Raw genomic sequence first — 12629 nt, 5'->3', positions numbered from 1 at the left:
TTACTCCAAAAGCAGTAGCGATGGCTCTTCAAGATACTCGATGACCGTGTTCGTGAACTCCGCCGCCTCTGCGCCGTCGATGACGCGGTGGTCGATCGACAGCGAGAGGGGGAGGGTGTGCCGTGCAACCACGTCGGCATCCGTACCAGAACCCTCGACGACGGGTCGCTGTTCGAGTTCGCCGATGCCGAGAATCGCCGTCTCGGGGTGGTTGATGATCGGCGTCGCGAACTCCCCGCCGATCGCGCCGAAGTTCGTGACGGTGAACGTGCCGCCCTGCATCTCCTCGCGGCTGATCTCCCGGTTGCGCGCCCGCTCGATCAGTTCGTTTATCTCCGAGGCCAGCTCCAGCAGTCCCTTCTCGTCGACATCCTCGACGACCGGGACCATCAGCCCCGCATCTGTCGCGACTGCGATGCCGATGTTGTAGTACTCCTTGTAGCGAATCTCTTCGTCGTCCTCGTCGAGTTCCGTGTTGAGGATGGGATGCTGTTTCAGCCCGGCCACGATGGCCTTCATCACGAACGGCATGTACGTGAGCGAAATGCCCTGCTCGGCCGCTCGCTCTTTCAGTTTCTCTCGGCTCTGGACTAACTGCGAGGCGACGGCCGTGTCGTGGTGTGTCGCGTGCGGGATCGTCGACGAGGAGGCCTGCATCTGGTTGCCAATCGTCCGACGAATCCCCTTGTAGGGCTCCGTTCGGACTGGTCTGGCCTCGCTTTTGGCCGCTGTCTCTGCTTCCGTCGCTTCGACAGCTTCCCGGGTTTCGACGTAGGCCTCGATATCCTCCGGTTCGACGAAGGCCTCGCCGTCGCGGGTTTTGTCGGTGGGAACCTCGTCGAGATCGACACCGTGTTTCTCGGCGAGCTTTCGCGTCGCCGGAGCCGCGACTGTCTGCTCTCTGTCCGTGGAGTCGGCGGCACTCGCTGCCCCGCTCTCTTGGCTGTCACTGCGTTTTGTCACCGCAGACTTTGGGCCATCGGAATCACTCCGTTTGCTGACGGCCGATTTTCGCTCTGAGTCCCCCGAGTCGCTTCGTTTGCTGAGGGCGGATTTACGCTTCTCTTCCTCGCCGGCCTCGGATTCACCAGTACCCGATTCGGCGGCCGACCGAACGTCTGCCTCGGTGATCCGGCCGCTCGGGCCAGACCCGTCGACAGCAGTAATATCCACGCCGAGTTCGCGTGCGAGTCGGCGGACGTTCGGCGGTGCGAACACGCGCCCGCTCGCGACCGGTGTCTCGCCGTCCGCATCTGTCGTCTCGCCGTCCGCATCTGTCGTCTCGCCGTCCGCATCTGTCCCGTCGACCGCCGGCTCGCTGGTCGCGGCGTCGGCTGCGGCCGCATCTGGTTCCGCCGCTACTGCGTCCTCTACCTCTTCGTCTTCTGGTGTGTCGCCGTCGACGTCGATCGTGACGACGACGGTTCCAACCTCGACGACTTCGCCTTCCTCCGCGTGGAGTTGCTTGATCGTTCCTGCGACGGGGGAGGGGAGATCGACGATCGCCTTGTCGGTCTCGACGTCCGCCAGCACCTCGTCCTCCGAGACGCGGTCGCCGGGGGCGACGTGCCAGGCGACGATCTCGCCTTCGGCGACGCCCTCGCCGACATCGGGTAGTTCGTACTCGAATGCCATACTCAGAACTCGACTGTCTCCCGGATACCGTCTTTGATCCGCGCCGGCTCGGGCATGTAGTAATCTTCCAGCGCGTACAGCGGGAACGGAACGTCGAACCCGGTCACGCGGTTGATCGGTGCCTCCTGGTACAGCAACACGTCCTCCTGGATCGTGGCGATAACCTCACCGGCCAGTCCCCCGGTTTTGGGGGCCTCGTGGACGACGACGCCCCGGCCTGTCTTCTTGAAGGACTCTTTGATCGCCTCCTCGTCGAGCGGTGAGAGCGTCCGGAGATCGATCACCTCGCAGTCGATTCCCTCCTCGGCGAGATCCTCGGCAGCCTCCAGCGTCGGTCGTGTCATCGCCCCCCAGGTGTACACCGAGACGTCACTGCCCTCGCGGCGAGTGGCCGCCTCGCCCAACTCAACTGTGTACTCGTCCTCGGGCACGTCCTCGCGGAACGCCCGGTAGATCAGCTTCGGTTCGAGGAAGATCACCGGGTCGGGGTCGCGGATCGACGCCGCGAGCAACCCCTTGGTATCGTAGGGTGTCGACGGGATGACGACTTTGAGGCCGGGCTGGTGGACGAAAAACGCCTCCGTGGATTCGGAGTGGTGTTCCGGCGCACGGATCCCGCCACCGTAGGGTGCCCGGATCACCATCGGACAGGCAAAGCGGCCGTTCGAGCGCGCACGCAGGCGGGCGGCGTGGCTGACGATCTGGTCGAACGCCGGGTAGATGAAGCCCATGAACTGGATCTCCGGCACCGGGCGCAGCCCGTAGGCGGCCATCCCGATCGCTGTGCCGACGATCCCCGACTCGGCCAGCGGCGTGTCGATCACGCGGTCGGGAAACTCCTCGACGAGTCCCTGTGTCGCGCGGAAGACACCGCCGTTCTCGCCGACATCCTCGCCCATGACGATCACGTCCTCCTCGCGCTCCATCTCCGAGTGCAGTCCGTCTCTGACTGCCTGTACCAGCGTGAGATTCTGCGCCTGGCTCGTGTCGACTTGCTCTTTGCTCATTAGAGGATCGCCTCGTCACCGTGTCTGTCGCGGAGTCGCCGGAGGTAGGCGAGCTGGTCGTCGAGTCGATCTGGCATGTCGGCGTAGACCTCTGCGAACATCTCCGCTGGATCGGGTCGTTCCCGGCTCTCGGCTTCGCCGATCGCCGCTGCAACCTCGTCTTCGATCTCCCGATCCATCGTCTCGATCTGCTCGTCGTCGAGCAGTCCACGGTCGCGGAGGAACGCCTCCATCCGTGGAATCGGGTCCTTTCGCCGCCAGCGTTCGACCTCTTCGTCGTCGCGGTAGACGCTCGGGTCGTCTGCGGTCGTGTGCGCGCCGAATCGGTACTGCACGGCCTCGATCATCGTCGGCCGCGTCGCCCGACCGATCTCCTCGTCGGCACCGTCGGGATCTTTCGCTTTCTCGATGGCCTCCCGCGTGACGGCGTACACCGCGAGCGGGTCCATCCCGTCGACCTGCACGCCCTCGAAGCCGTAGGCGTGGGCCTTCTGGGCGAGTGTGGCACTCGCGGTCTGTCGCTCCCGGGGCATCGAGATCGCCCACTGGTTGTTGTTACAGAAAAACACTGCCGGGACGTCGTAGACGCCCGCGAAGTTCATTCCCTCGTGGAAATCACCCTCCGAGGTCGCGCCGTCACCGAAATAACAGAGGAAGGCCCGGTCCTCGTCGCGGAGCTTCGCGGCCCAGGCCGCGCCGGTGACGTGCGGAATCTGCGTCGCAATCGGCACGGAGACGGTGAACATGTTGGTCCCCTCGGGTGGTGCGCCCGACGCCCCCATCCAGTACAACATCACGTCTTCGAGCGGCCAGCCCATGTGGTAGCTGACGGCGTGTTCCCGGTAGCTCTGGAACACCCAGTCCTCGTCGTCGAGCGCGAACGCACTCCCCACCTGGGCCCCCTCCTGCCCCGACATCGGCGGGTAGGTGCCGATCCGGCCCTGCCGTTGCAGACTCACCGCGCGCTTGTCGAAATGCCGGCCGAGTTTCATCGTCCGGTACATCTCCAGCAGTTCGGCGTCGTCGAGATCCGGCACCTCGGCCCCCGCACGAACCGATCCATCCTCGTCGAGGATCCGAACCCGATCAGTTGGATCGCGCTGTATGACGCTCACGAAACACCCCACCTCGCTGAGAGCAGCATACCTGGTAGTTCATCTGCCTGGGGTAAATTGTTTTCGCGGAAAGTTTCCACTGTTACCGATTCTCGACTGTGTCGTTTCCAGTCTGCTCACTCTCCGCGCCTGGTTTGTGCGTTTTTTGAATCCCGCCTCTGACCCCCCTGCTGGATGACAACCTGTGTCAGAAACCTGCTACTCGATGACGACGCGTTCCATCGCGTCGAGCTGTGGGATCGCAGTCGTCGTTACAGCTGTGTCTGCAGTTCACCGAACGCGACAGTGGCCTTGTCGGTGACGATGAGATACGACAGGCCGAGCATCACGAGCCCGAGGAGACCGATCCACGCTGCGACGAACGTGTCACCGCCGAGTATCGAGAGATAGCCTCTGTACTCGAACAGCACGCCGAAGCCAGCAAACAGGGCGCTTGCGACCGTGTAGCCGACGAACACGACGGCGTGTAAGATCACGTCGAGGAGCTCTTCTTGCATACCTCCGCTATCTGGCCGATTCTGATAACCGTTCCGGTTGGACGGCAGATTTGTCGACGTTGTACCCTTCCGGGTGGACAGTAGATATTACTTGATAGCTGTCCAAACGGGGCGTATGAGTCTCTCACAGACCAGTCGCGAGATGTCCAGGGAGGAAACCGACGAGTTCCTTCGGTCACAGGGTCACGGCTTTCTCTCGCTTGCAAGCCAGAACCGGGCGTACGGGATCCCGATCGTCTACGGCTACGATCCCGACACCGGACTGTTCACCACCGAACTCCTCTTCGAGGAGCCGAGCCGAAAACAGCAGTTTCTGGCCGATACCGAGGAGGCCACGCTCTGTGTCTACGAGTGGACGGATCTCACCGAGTGGCAGAGTGTCATCGCGACCGGGGAACTCGAACGTGTCGAGGATCGCGACCGGATCGCCGATCTAATGGCGCTGCTCGCGGAGAACCCTGCGGATGTGGTCCCGTGGTCGTACCGCAGTCCGCTGTCGGATCTCGACGACCGGGTCTGGTACGTCCTCGATCCCGACACCCTGACCGGCTACAGCGCCGAGTGAGCCTCAAATCGGATCGTCCGGATCGTGTTTCTCGGCCATCCGCTCTGCCTCAGACCGGTACTGTGACCGCAGCTCCGGCTCGTCGACGCTGCCGAGATTCTCCACGCCGACGTCGACCGCGGCAGTCGTTTCGCGCTGGTCGGTAAAGGAGGTCAACGCCCGCTCCTTGCGGAAGTATCGCTCGCCATCTGGCGTCGCGTAGGTGAGAATAATCAGGTTCTGTTCGTCGTCGGAGTAGGTTCGTTCGACGAGCCAGACGCGGACAGTATCGTCGGCTGTATCCGACATAGATGGCTCTTGGAGTGGCAGCGGGATAAAGCCCTGACTGGAAGGCATCTCTCACCTCGTTCTCCGTCCAACAGCGTGTCACTCTCACGTCCTATCAACCAGGCAGGGGGTTCAAGCAGGTGTAGTCCGTAGCGATAATCACATGGGGAATACCGCTTCAGTTCAGGTGAACTACGAGAGCAGCCAGGAACTGATGGATCTCATTCGGTATACCGCCGAAACGTTGAGTCTCGAATTCGCGCGGTGGGACGAGGAGTACGTCTCCGGCCCGAGTCTGTACTTCATCGTCGTCGCCGACGTCAACTTCGACAAGTACACCGATCCACTGGGGGCGAACTACTGGCCGACGGAGCGGTGTGCCGTCGTCTCCGAGTCGGCGGAGAACTTCATCGAGGCCGCCCGGCACGTGGCGTTCAACTGTGACGGGGCGGTCGTCGTCGCCGCGGACGGCACCATTCAGCGACAGATGGTCCGCGTTCGAAGCCACAACATCGAGGACTCGCATACGTTGACCTACCCCGACTGGATGGGGACGAAACATCTGAGCGCACTGGAGGTCTCGACCCGCGAGGAAGTTCTCTGGGCGGTCACGTTGAGCGAGGAAAACGGCCGTGTCACGACGTTTCTGGACGGTACGTATCAGGATTACCCGCGCGAACAGATCGGTGGCCGCTGGCGACCCGACTGATAGTGATTATTGCGGTAAACCATCGGTGAGTTTATACTAGCCCGCAGAGAGATGCAGACAAATGGCGACGTTGAGGGATCTCGGGTTGTCGGAGTACGAATCGCGCGTGTACAGATCGCTGCTCGAAATGGGGCCGACAACGGCCAAGGAGTTGTCGGCCCGTAGCGACGTCCCGATGGGTCGGATCTACGACGTGCTCAACGGACTGGAGACGCGGAATCTGATCCGGAGCCAGACTGCGAGCCGCCCGAAAAAGTACGTCGCAGTCGAGGCCGATACGGCCCTCGACAGGTTGCTCGAAACGAAACGGGAGGAACTCGAACAGAAAGTCTCCCAGTACGAGGAGATCGCGAGCGAACTCAAGACGAACCTCGAACGGGCTGATCCGGTCGACGAACCGTTCTGGACGGCCGCACTCGGCGAACAGGAGGCTGCAGATCTGCTCGTCGAACGGATCGCCACCGCGGACGAACGGATCGTGCTCGTCACCGCGACGACGGCGCTGTACATGGATCTCGACACCGTCGGCGAGCGGATCGTCGACGAACTCGAAGACGCGATCGAACGCGGCGTCTCGGTGTCGGTGCTGATGGATCCGGACGTCGTCGATGGCCTGCCACAGAGCGTCGGCCGACGCTACCGGTATCACCTCCAGAATCACCGCAACTTCGAGGTCCGTGTCGGTGCGAATCTAACTGCGACGTCGGCGTCGATCGACGGCACCGAACTCTGTCTCGAAGTCCCACATCCGACGGATGCAGCCGAGCTATTCGGTGTCATAAATCTCAAAGATCCGGGCTTCGTCGCGAACGTTCGCGAGGCGGTCGACTCCTCCTGGGAACAGGCAGACAGACTCGAACTCTAGTTCCCGTTGACTTCGGAGCGCAGCGTTCCGACCTCGGCGACCCGTTCCGCGTGGGCGTTGTGCTGGTGGATCGACTCGTCGTTTGACTGTTTCATCGTCACGACCGCATCGTCCGGCAGATCGGGGAACTGCTCGACGACACCGTCGGCCATCGCACGCACGCAGTCCTCGACGAACTTCGCGTCCTTGTGCGACTCGTAGGTCATGTGATCTTCGTCCGGCCGTTTGGCCATGTTGTAGATCCGCGCGCTCATCGAATCCCGCGCGACCTCGATCAGGTCGTGGAGATCGACCTCGGGTGCGCCGTCGCTTTCGATGGTGAGCGTCGCGTGCCCACGCTGGGAGTGACCGGGCTGGGGAACCGCTTCGAGGAACTCGTCGATCGTCTCCTCGTCGATATCGAGCCCCCGCATCGTCTCCCGGGCACGACTCGCCGACATCCCCTGCGAGCAGGGACAGACTGTCATCCCCGTCACACGGGTTCCGATCTTCTCTGTCGTTCCCTCGTCGGTCGCTGTCGCGGCGGCGATAATGTCCGCGGAACTCTGTGTCATGCGCTGGGAGGCGGGCGTCTCGTCCCGAATGATATACTCCGCCTCCATCTGGACCTCGGCTTTCGTCGTGTAGTCGTGTTTTTCGAGGAGCCGTTCTGCGGTGTCGCCACAGACGTCCTCGACACGGTAGGTTGGCTCGCTGACTGCTTCTTCGAGCGTCTCGTCGACGACCTCCATATTCCGGCTCATATCCGCTCCTTTTCGCCAGGAGGGGAGGTCGACGAAGACGTCGAACTCGGCCATCAGAATGATCGGTCGCTTCTCCGGGCGGGCCACTTTCACCAGTTTCTCGACACCAGTGACACCGACGCGGTTCAGTCCGACACGTACGTCCGGGCTGGAGGCCTGCACATCCGGCAGTTGCTGACTCATCGAACACGTTTAGGGGAGAATGAGGGTTATTGCTTTCGATATCTCAATTTTTCTTCGGAGTTCGGAAACGCGGGGCTGTTGCAGACAAACACAATTCATTTGCGACCCCCGGTCCAATGTGAGCCAATGGCAGAGTGTGACATCTGCGGTGAGGAAGAAAGCATGCCGTATCACTGCCGGCACTGTGGCGGCACGTACTGCGGTGATCACCGACTGCCCGAGGCACACGACTGCTCCGGACTCGACAACTGGGAACAGCAGGGGCCGGTGTTCGACAGTGGCTTCGAGGAAACTGTCGGTGGGTCGGGGACGACAGACAAAGGCGTCGCTGCCAAACTGGGCATCGATACCGGCCCGGGCGGCCCGCTCGCTTACTTCCGGAACAACATGACCTACGTCTTTCTCGGTCTCATGTGGGTGACCTTCGGACTCCAGCTCGTCGTCAGTATCGTTGCTGGCGAGCAGCTTATGGAGACGATTTTCGTTCTTACGCCCGAGAACCCCCTCTACGTCTGGACGTGGATCACCTCTATTTTCGCCCACGGCGGCTTTCTGCACATCCTCTTCAACAGTATCGTCATCTACTTTTTCGGCAGCCTGGTCGAGCAGTACATCGGCTGGAAGAAATTCTCCGCGCTGTTCATCGTCAGCGGTGTCACCGCCGGACTGGCACAGATCGCCCCCGAGGTTCTCGCAGGTGAGGGGCTCGGTGTCGGCGTCGTCGGTGCGAGCGGCGCGGCACTGGCGCTGATGGGTGTGCTGACGATTCTGAACCCGAATCTGACGGTCTATCTCTACTTCATCATCCCGATGCCGATCTGGGTACTGACCGGCGCAACTGTCGTCATCTCTGCGGTTCTCATCGCGGTCGGCGACCCCAGCGCCGGCGGGATCGCCCACACGGCCCACCTCGTCGGTGTGTTGATCGGGCTGGTATACGGCCAGCGGGTCAAAGACCGGATCCGCGTGCCAAAGCAGGTCCGGTTCGGTGGCGGCGGTCCCGGCGGCGGGATGGGTGGCCCCGGTGGACCGGGTGGCCCTGGCGGCCGCGGACCGTTCTAATGGAACCCGTCTATCCCGATTTCGTCCCCGATCCGGCCGACTCCCACTCGGAGATGGAGTCTCTCCAGGTCGACATCGCCGACACCGCGATCTTCGCGGACGCTTTCGAGACTGATATCTTCGACAGCCACGCGCTCGTTGCCGGTGTCGATCAGGGCTTCGACGGCGACGACGCGATCAGCGCGATCGTCGTGATGCGCGACGGCCACGTCGTCGAACGTGTTCACGCGAGCGTCCCGACACAGATCCCCTACATTCCGGGACTGCTCTCCTTCCGGGAAGGCGAGGCGATCCTGGCCGCGTTCGCCAAACTGGAGACCGAGCCTGACGTGGCGCTGTTCGACGGGAGCGGCCGGATTCACTTCCGGGAGGCCGGGCTGGCGACACACATCGGCGTGACACTCGATCTGCCATCGGTCGGTGTCGCGAAGAGTCTGCTCTGTGGTCGACCCACAGAGTCGCTGGACGATCCACTACCAGTGGGCAGTCGGGTTCCGATCGTCGCAGACGGGAACGTGACTGCACCTGACGGGACAGTCATCGGCTACGCTCTCCAGAGTCGCCAGTACGACTCCGGGAACCGGTACATCAACCCCCTCTACGTGAGTCCCGGTCACCGGATCAGTGCCGAGACGGCGGCGGATCTCGTCGAGGGGTGCTGTGCTGGCTACAAGCTCCCCGAACCCACGCGTCTTGCAGACAGCTATGCAGCCGAACTCACCGGGTAAGCTGGTCCCGGGACCCAGTAGTTGAAACCGCAGTATCACGTAGGGGTAGATATGTTCCGAAGCTACCGGGTCGGGACAGTGTTTGGCATCCCATTCAGGCTGGATATCACGTTTCTGTTCATCCTGCCGGTGTTCGCCTGGGTGCTGGGTGCACAGATCAGCGTGTTGATCCCGCGGTTGAACGAGACGTTCGGAACGACGATCGACCCCGGCCCGCTGACGCAGGGTGTCAGGCCGCTCGTAATCGGAGCTATCGCCGCCGTCTCGCTGTTTGCCTGCGTCGCCCTCCACGAACTGGGTCACTCGGTGGTTGCACGCCACTACGACTACGAGGTCGAATCGATCACGCTGTGGCTGCTCGGTGGGCTGGCGAAACCAGCCGAGCTCCCGAAAAACTGGCTCCACGAGTTCTGGATCGCCGTCGCCGGCCCGCTGGTCAACGTCGTCATCGCCACTGCCTGTGGCCTGGTGCTCCTCGTGGTCCCCTCGGTCGACGTCGTCGTCTTCCTGCTTCTGTTCCTGGGGCTGCTCAACGTCAGCCTCGCTGTCTTCAACATGCTTCCGGCCTTTCCACTGGACGGCGGACGCGTCCTGCGGGCATTGCTCGCACGGAATCGGAGCTACGTCGACGCGACCCGGACGGCCGCGACTGTCGGCAAGGGGTTCGCCATCCTCCTCGGTCTTGGTGGCTTGCTGATGGGCAATTTTTTCCTCCTCGCAATCGCACTGTTCGTCTACATCGCGGCAACGTCAGAGAGCAGACAGATGATGCTCGATGCAGCGTTCGAAGGTGTCGAGATCGAGGACGTGATGACGCCTGCAGACGAGCTAGTCACCGTCGAAGCGGATACACCGATCTCGGATCTGCTCGATGTCATGCTCGAAGAACGCCACAGTGGCTATCCCGTGCTCGATACCGGGGACTTCGTCGGGATCGTTACGCTCGAAGATATCCAGTCGGTCGACAGGAAAGATGCTGTCGCTGCAGAGCAGATGACCCCCGTCGAACAACTGGCGACGATCGATCCCTCTGCCGAGGTCATGGCGGCGTTCCGGATGGTCGGCGAGACCGACATCGGGCGACTCCCGGTAGTCGACTCCGGAGAACTGCTCGGGATCATCACCCGGACGGATCTGATGCGAGCGTTCAAAATCGTCACAGCCAGAGATCAGTTCGAGGGCGAACGCCTCAACGAGGAACAGACACCGCCGGGGCAGCCACCCCGCGACCGGCAGCGCACCCCATCGGACGAACGGCAGTCCGAGTGGGAGTTCCAGCAGAACCGTTAGTCGTCACCGGCGGCGGCCAGTTCGCCCCGCTGGGCACCGATCCGGCGGTCGAGGAACTCCGCGAGTAACTCGAACATCCGGAGTTTCTGCTGTTGGTCCGAGGAGGCGTGGCCCTCCTCTCCGAGTTCTTCGTACTCGAAGTCACCGTCCTCTCCTGCCTCGTAGCCGTGTGCTTCGAGTGCCTCGCGGAAGATCCGGGCCTGCGAGACCGGAACGCGGCGGTCGTTCACGCCGTGGACGATGAAAAGAGGTGCGTCGACGTTCTCGACGTGGGTCACTGGTGAGCGCTCTCTGTACAGGTCGGGATTCTCCTCGGGTGTGCCGAGATACTTCTCCATCAGTTCCGTCCGGAAGTGTGGCATCGTGTTCTCGAACATATCCGCCAGATCCGTGAGTCCGATCCATGCGATGCCCGCCTCGTACAACTCCGGATACTGCACCAGCTGCCAGTAGGCCGAAAAGCCGCCGTAGGAACCACCGAAGACGATGACGCGGTCGTCGTCGACCCACTCTTTCGTTTCGAGGACGTGCTCGGTGGCAGTGACGACGTCGCCTTGCTCCGCACCGCCCCAGTCGTCGATCAGCAGTTCGGCGAACTCCCGGCCCTTCCCGGTCGAACCACGGTAGTTCACCTGCAACACCGAGTAGCCAAGCGAGATCAGTACCTGCGTGTACAGATCGAACGATTTCGTATCGCGTGCCCGCGGCCCCCCGTGTGGATTGACGATCAGCGGCGACGGCCGAACGCCGGAGTCGTACAGCAACGCGCCGATCTCGACTGCTTCGTACGGGTCGTGCTCGACGGCCGCCTGTGGTGTCTCCGGCACGCCGTCCGAGGTCACTGTGAAGTACTCCGCGTCGGCGAAATCCTCGGGTTCGAACGGGCCGTACTCTGCTTCGACTAGCGTCTCCGAGTCGTGTCCAGTCACGTCGTAGGCGAGCAGATCGGGGCGTGTCGTCGGCGTCGTGTGAGTCAAGATCACCTGGTCGTCGTCGACGACTGGATCCCCGCTGCGGCCGAAGCCCGCGACGCCCGCCGGCAGATCGAACTCCTCGCTGTCGCCCGTTTCGAGATCGTAGATGACCGGGATGGTCTCTGCATCGCGCTGGCGCGTTCCGATGACACGCTCGCCATCCGGAAGGAAGGCTTCGGGGGCTTCCTCGTAGCTCCCGTCACCGAGCCACTCCACAGTGTCGGATCCGAGGTGGTAGATCCCGATCCGGCCGAGATCCGGTGTGTTGTCGGCGACGAGGAGTCGGTCCCCGTCCGGTCCCCAGTCGACCGGCGCGCTCTCGGCACCAGTCTCGCCGATCGCCAGGTTTCGGGCGTTCGAGCCGTCCGCGTCGGCGACGTAGACGTCCCTGTTGTCGAAATCGTCGGTCTCGTTCGTCGAGTAGGCGATCTGGTTGCAGTCCGGCGAGAGAATCGACCCCCAGACGGCCCGGTCGTACTCGGTCAGTTTCGTGGTCTCGCCGGTCGGCAGGTCGTGCCGGTAGACGTTCATCTGGCCGTCACGGCTGGAGCCGACCAGGAGTGTCTCGTCGTCCTCGCCGACGTCGTGGATGGCGACCTGTCCGTCTATCTCGACGACTGGTTCGACCTCGCCGTCGCGAGAGATGCTGTAGATGTCGTTCTGTTCGTTGCCACCCTCGTCGAGATGGAAGTAGATCTGTTCGCCGTCGGCCCCCCACTCGACGAACCAGCGTGCGTTTCGTGGAACCTCGCCGTCGCTCCACTGGTTCATCTCTCCTGTCTCCACGTCGAGGACGTGCAACTCGTTGCGGCCGCTGACGTCGTAGTAGAAGGCGACCTCGTTACCGTCCGGCGAGACCGTCGGGTGTGCGAGTGTCGGCAAGCTTGCGAGTTGTTCGAGAACGTCTCCGTCTGGCGGAGCTGGCATACTGCTGACCTTCTGTCGGACCGAACTTTATTCCCCGGGAACCGGTGAAATCCCCTGTCGAG

General features: G+C 62.5%; 13 protein-coding genes. 6 read left to right on the top strand and 7 right to left on the bottom strand.

Going from position 1 to position 12629, the window contains the following annotated elements:
• The 4 genes from EOW68_RS02390 to EOW68_RS02375 form a co-directional block, all read right to left on the bottom strand.
• A complete protein-coding gene (locus tag EOW68_RS02390) occupies nucleotides 1-1635 on the bottom strand; it encodes a dihydrolipoamide acetyltransferase family protein (protein WP_128223579.1) in 1635 nt (544 codons plus the stop codon).
• Between the two features lie 2 nt (nucleotides 1636-1637).
• Complete coding sequence (locus EOW68_RS02385) at nucleotides 1638-2642, bottom strand: alpha-ketoacid dehydrogenase subunit beta (protein WP_128223578.1); 1005 nt, start codon at nucleotides 2640-2642, stop codon at nucleotides 1638-1640.
• On the bottom strand, nucleotides 2642-3757 hold the full coding sequence (gene pdhA, locus EOW68_RS02380) for a pyruvate dehydrogenase (acetyl-transferring) E1 component subunit alpha (RefSeq protein WP_128223577.1): 1116 nt from the start codon (nucleotides 3755-3757) through the stop codon (nucleotides 2642-2644). The genes EOW68_RS02385 and pdhA overlap by 1 nt, the downstream gene beginning before the upstream one ends.
• A 251-nt stretch (nucleotides 3758-4008) precedes the next feature.
• Complete coding sequence (locus EOW68_RS02375) at nucleotides 4009-4254, bottom strand: DUF8151 family protein (RefSeq protein ID WP_128223576.1); 246 nt, start codon at nucleotides 4252-4254, stop codon at nucleotides 4009-4011.
• 115 nt (nucleotides 4255-4369) lie between these two features.
• Here EOW68_RS02375 and EOW68_RS02370 point away from each other — a divergent pair, with 115 nt between their 5' ends.
• The gene (locus EOW68_RS02370) at nucleotides 4370-4819 is read left to right on the top strand and encodes a pyridoxamine 5'-phosphate oxidase family protein (RefSeq protein ID WP_128223575.1); all 450 of its coding nucleotides are present in this window, start codon (nucleotides 4370-4372) and stop codon (nucleotides 4817-4819) included.
• A 3-nt stretch (nucleotides 4820-4822) separates the two neighbouring features.
• Here EOW68_RS02370 and EOW68_RS02365 read toward each other — a convergent pair whose 3' ends face one another.
• Nucleotides 4823-5107, bottom strand: a complete 285-nt coding sequence (locus tag EOW68_RS02365; RefSeq protein WP_128223802.1) for a DUF7967 family protein — start codon at nucleotides 5105-5107, stop codon at nucleotides 4823-4825.
• Between the two features lie 142 nt (nucleotides 5108-5249).
• Between EOW68_RS02365 and EOW68_RS02360 the strand changes: the two genes are divergently transcribed.
• Together EOW68_RS02360 and EOW68_RS02355 are read left to right on the top strand one after the other, a co-directional pair.
• Nucleotides 5250-5795, top strand: coding sequence for a diadenylate cyclase (locus EOW68_RS02360; RefSeq protein WP_128223574.1), 546 nt, complete (start codon nucleotides 5250-5252; stop codon nucleotides 5793-5795).
• Between the two features lie 61 nt (nucleotides 5796-5856).
• Complete coding sequence (locus EOW68_RS02355; RefSeq protein WP_128223573.1) at nucleotides 5857-6660, top strand: TrmB family transcriptional regulator; 804 nt, start codon at nucleotides 5857-5859, stop codon at nucleotides 6658-6660.
• On the opposite strand, the gene mptA is transcribed toward EOW68_RS02355, so the two are convergent.
• A complete protein-coding gene (gene mptA, locus EOW68_RS02350; protein WP_128223572.1) occupies nucleotides 6657-7586 on the bottom strand; it encodes a GTP cyclohydrolase MptA in 930 nt (309 codons plus the stop codon). The two genes, EOW68_RS02355 and mptA, sit on opposite strands and share 4 nt — an antisense overlap.
• Nucleotides 7587-7712: 126 nt before the next feature.
• Between mptA and EOW68_RS02345 the strand changes: the two genes are divergently transcribed.
• Genes EOW68_RS02345 through EOW68_RS02335 form a run of 3 tightly spaced genes read left to right on the top strand, consistent with a single transcriptional unit; the run spans nucleotide 7713 to nucleotide 10666 of the window.
• Nucleotides 7713-8648 carry a rhomboid family intramembrane serine protease gene (locus EOW68_RS02345; protein ID WP_128223571.1) on the top strand — a complete coding sequence of 312 codons (936 nt, stop codon included), beginning with the start codon at nucleotides 7713-7715 and terminating at the stop codon, nucleotides 8646-8648.
• Nucleotides 8648-9376, top strand: a complete 729-nt coding sequence (locus EOW68_RS02340; protein ID WP_128223570.1) for an endonuclease V — start codon at nucleotides 8648-8650, stop codon at nucleotides 9374-9376. The genes EOW68_RS02345 and EOW68_RS02340 overlap by 1 nt, the downstream gene beginning before the upstream one ends.
• 51 nt (nucleotides 9377-9427) lie before the next feature.
• Nucleotides 9428-10666: a site-2 protease family protein gene (locus tag EOW68_RS02335; protein ID WP_128223569.1), complete on the top strand. Its 1239-nt coding sequence runs from the start codon at nucleotides 9428-9430 to the stop codon at nucleotides 10664-10666.
• Here EOW68_RS02335 and EOW68_RS02330 read toward each other — a convergent pair.
• Entirely contained in the window at nucleotides 10663-12567 is a 1905-nt protein-coding gene (locus tag EOW68_RS02330) for a S9 family peptidase (RefSeq protein ID WP_128223568.1), read from the bottom strand. The two genes, EOW68_RS02335 and EOW68_RS02330, sit on opposite strands and share 4 nt — an antisense overlap.
• Nucleotides 12568-12629 lie beyond the last annotated feature (62 nt).

Origin of the sequence: Halovenus amylolytica (genome assembly GCA_004015825.1) — an archaeon.
Classification (GTDB): domain Archaea; phylum Halobacteriota; class Halobacteria; order Halobacteriales; family Haloarculaceae; genus Halovenus; species Halovenus amylolytica.
Note: the sequence above shows the minus strand (reverse complement) of the source record. Positions and strands in the feature narration are given on the sequence as shown.

What these genes read in the sequence shown, in the direction of transcription:
- EOW68_RS02370 (WP_128223575.1), top strand. Translation starts at nt 4,370, where the DNA reads ATGAGTCTCTCACAGACCAGTCGCGAGATGTCCAGGGAGGAAACCGAC.
- EOW68_RS02335 (WP_128223569.1), top strand. Translation starts at nt 9,428, where the DNA reads ATGTTCCGAAGCTACCGGGTCGGGACAGTGTTTGGCATCCCATTCAGG.
- EOW68_RS02385 (WP_128223578.1), bottom strand. Translation starts at nt 2,642, where the DNA reads ATGAGCAAAGAGCAAGTCGACACGAGCCAGGCGCAGAATCTCACGCTG.
- EOW68_RS02355 (WP_128223573.1), top strand. Translation starts at nt 5,857, where the DNA reads ATGGCGACGTTGAGGGATCTCGGGTTGTCGGAGTACGAATCGCGCGTG.
- EOW68_RS02330 (WP_128223568.1), bottom strand. Translation starts at nt 12,567, where the DNA reads ATGCCAGCTCCGCCAGACGGAGACGTTCTCGAACAACTCGCAAGCTTG.
- EOW68_RS02340 (WP_128223570.1), top strand. Translation starts at nt 8,648, where the DNA reads ATGGAACCCGTCTATCCCGATTTCGTCCCCGATCCGGCCGACTCCCAC.
- EOW68_RS02390 (WP_128223579.1), bottom strand. Translation starts at nt 1,635, where the DNA reads ATGGCATTCGAGTACGAACTACCCGATGTCGGCGAGGGCGTCGCCGAA.
- mptA (WP_128223572.1), bottom strand. Translation starts at nt 7,586, where the DNA reads ATGAGTCAGCAACTGCCGGATGTGCAGGCCTCCAGCCCGGACGTACGT.
- EOW68_RS02360 (WP_128223574.1), top strand. Translation starts at nt 5,250, where the DNA reads ATGGGGAATACCGCTTCAGTTCAGGTGAACTACGAGAGCAGCCAGGAA.
- EOW68_RS02345 (WP_128223571.1), top strand. Translation starts at nt 7,713, where the DNA reads ATGGCAGAGTGTGACATCTGCGGTGAGGAAGAAAGCATGCCGTATCAC.
- EOW68_RS02365 (WP_128223802.1), bottom strand. Translation starts at nt 5,107, where the DNA reads ATGTCGGATACAGCCGACGATACTGTCCGCGTCTGGCTCGTCGAACGA.
- EOW68_RS02375 (WP_128223576.1), bottom strand. Translation starts at nt 4,254, where the DNA reads ATGCAAGAAGAGCTCCTCGACGTGATCTTACACGCCGTCGTGTTCGTC.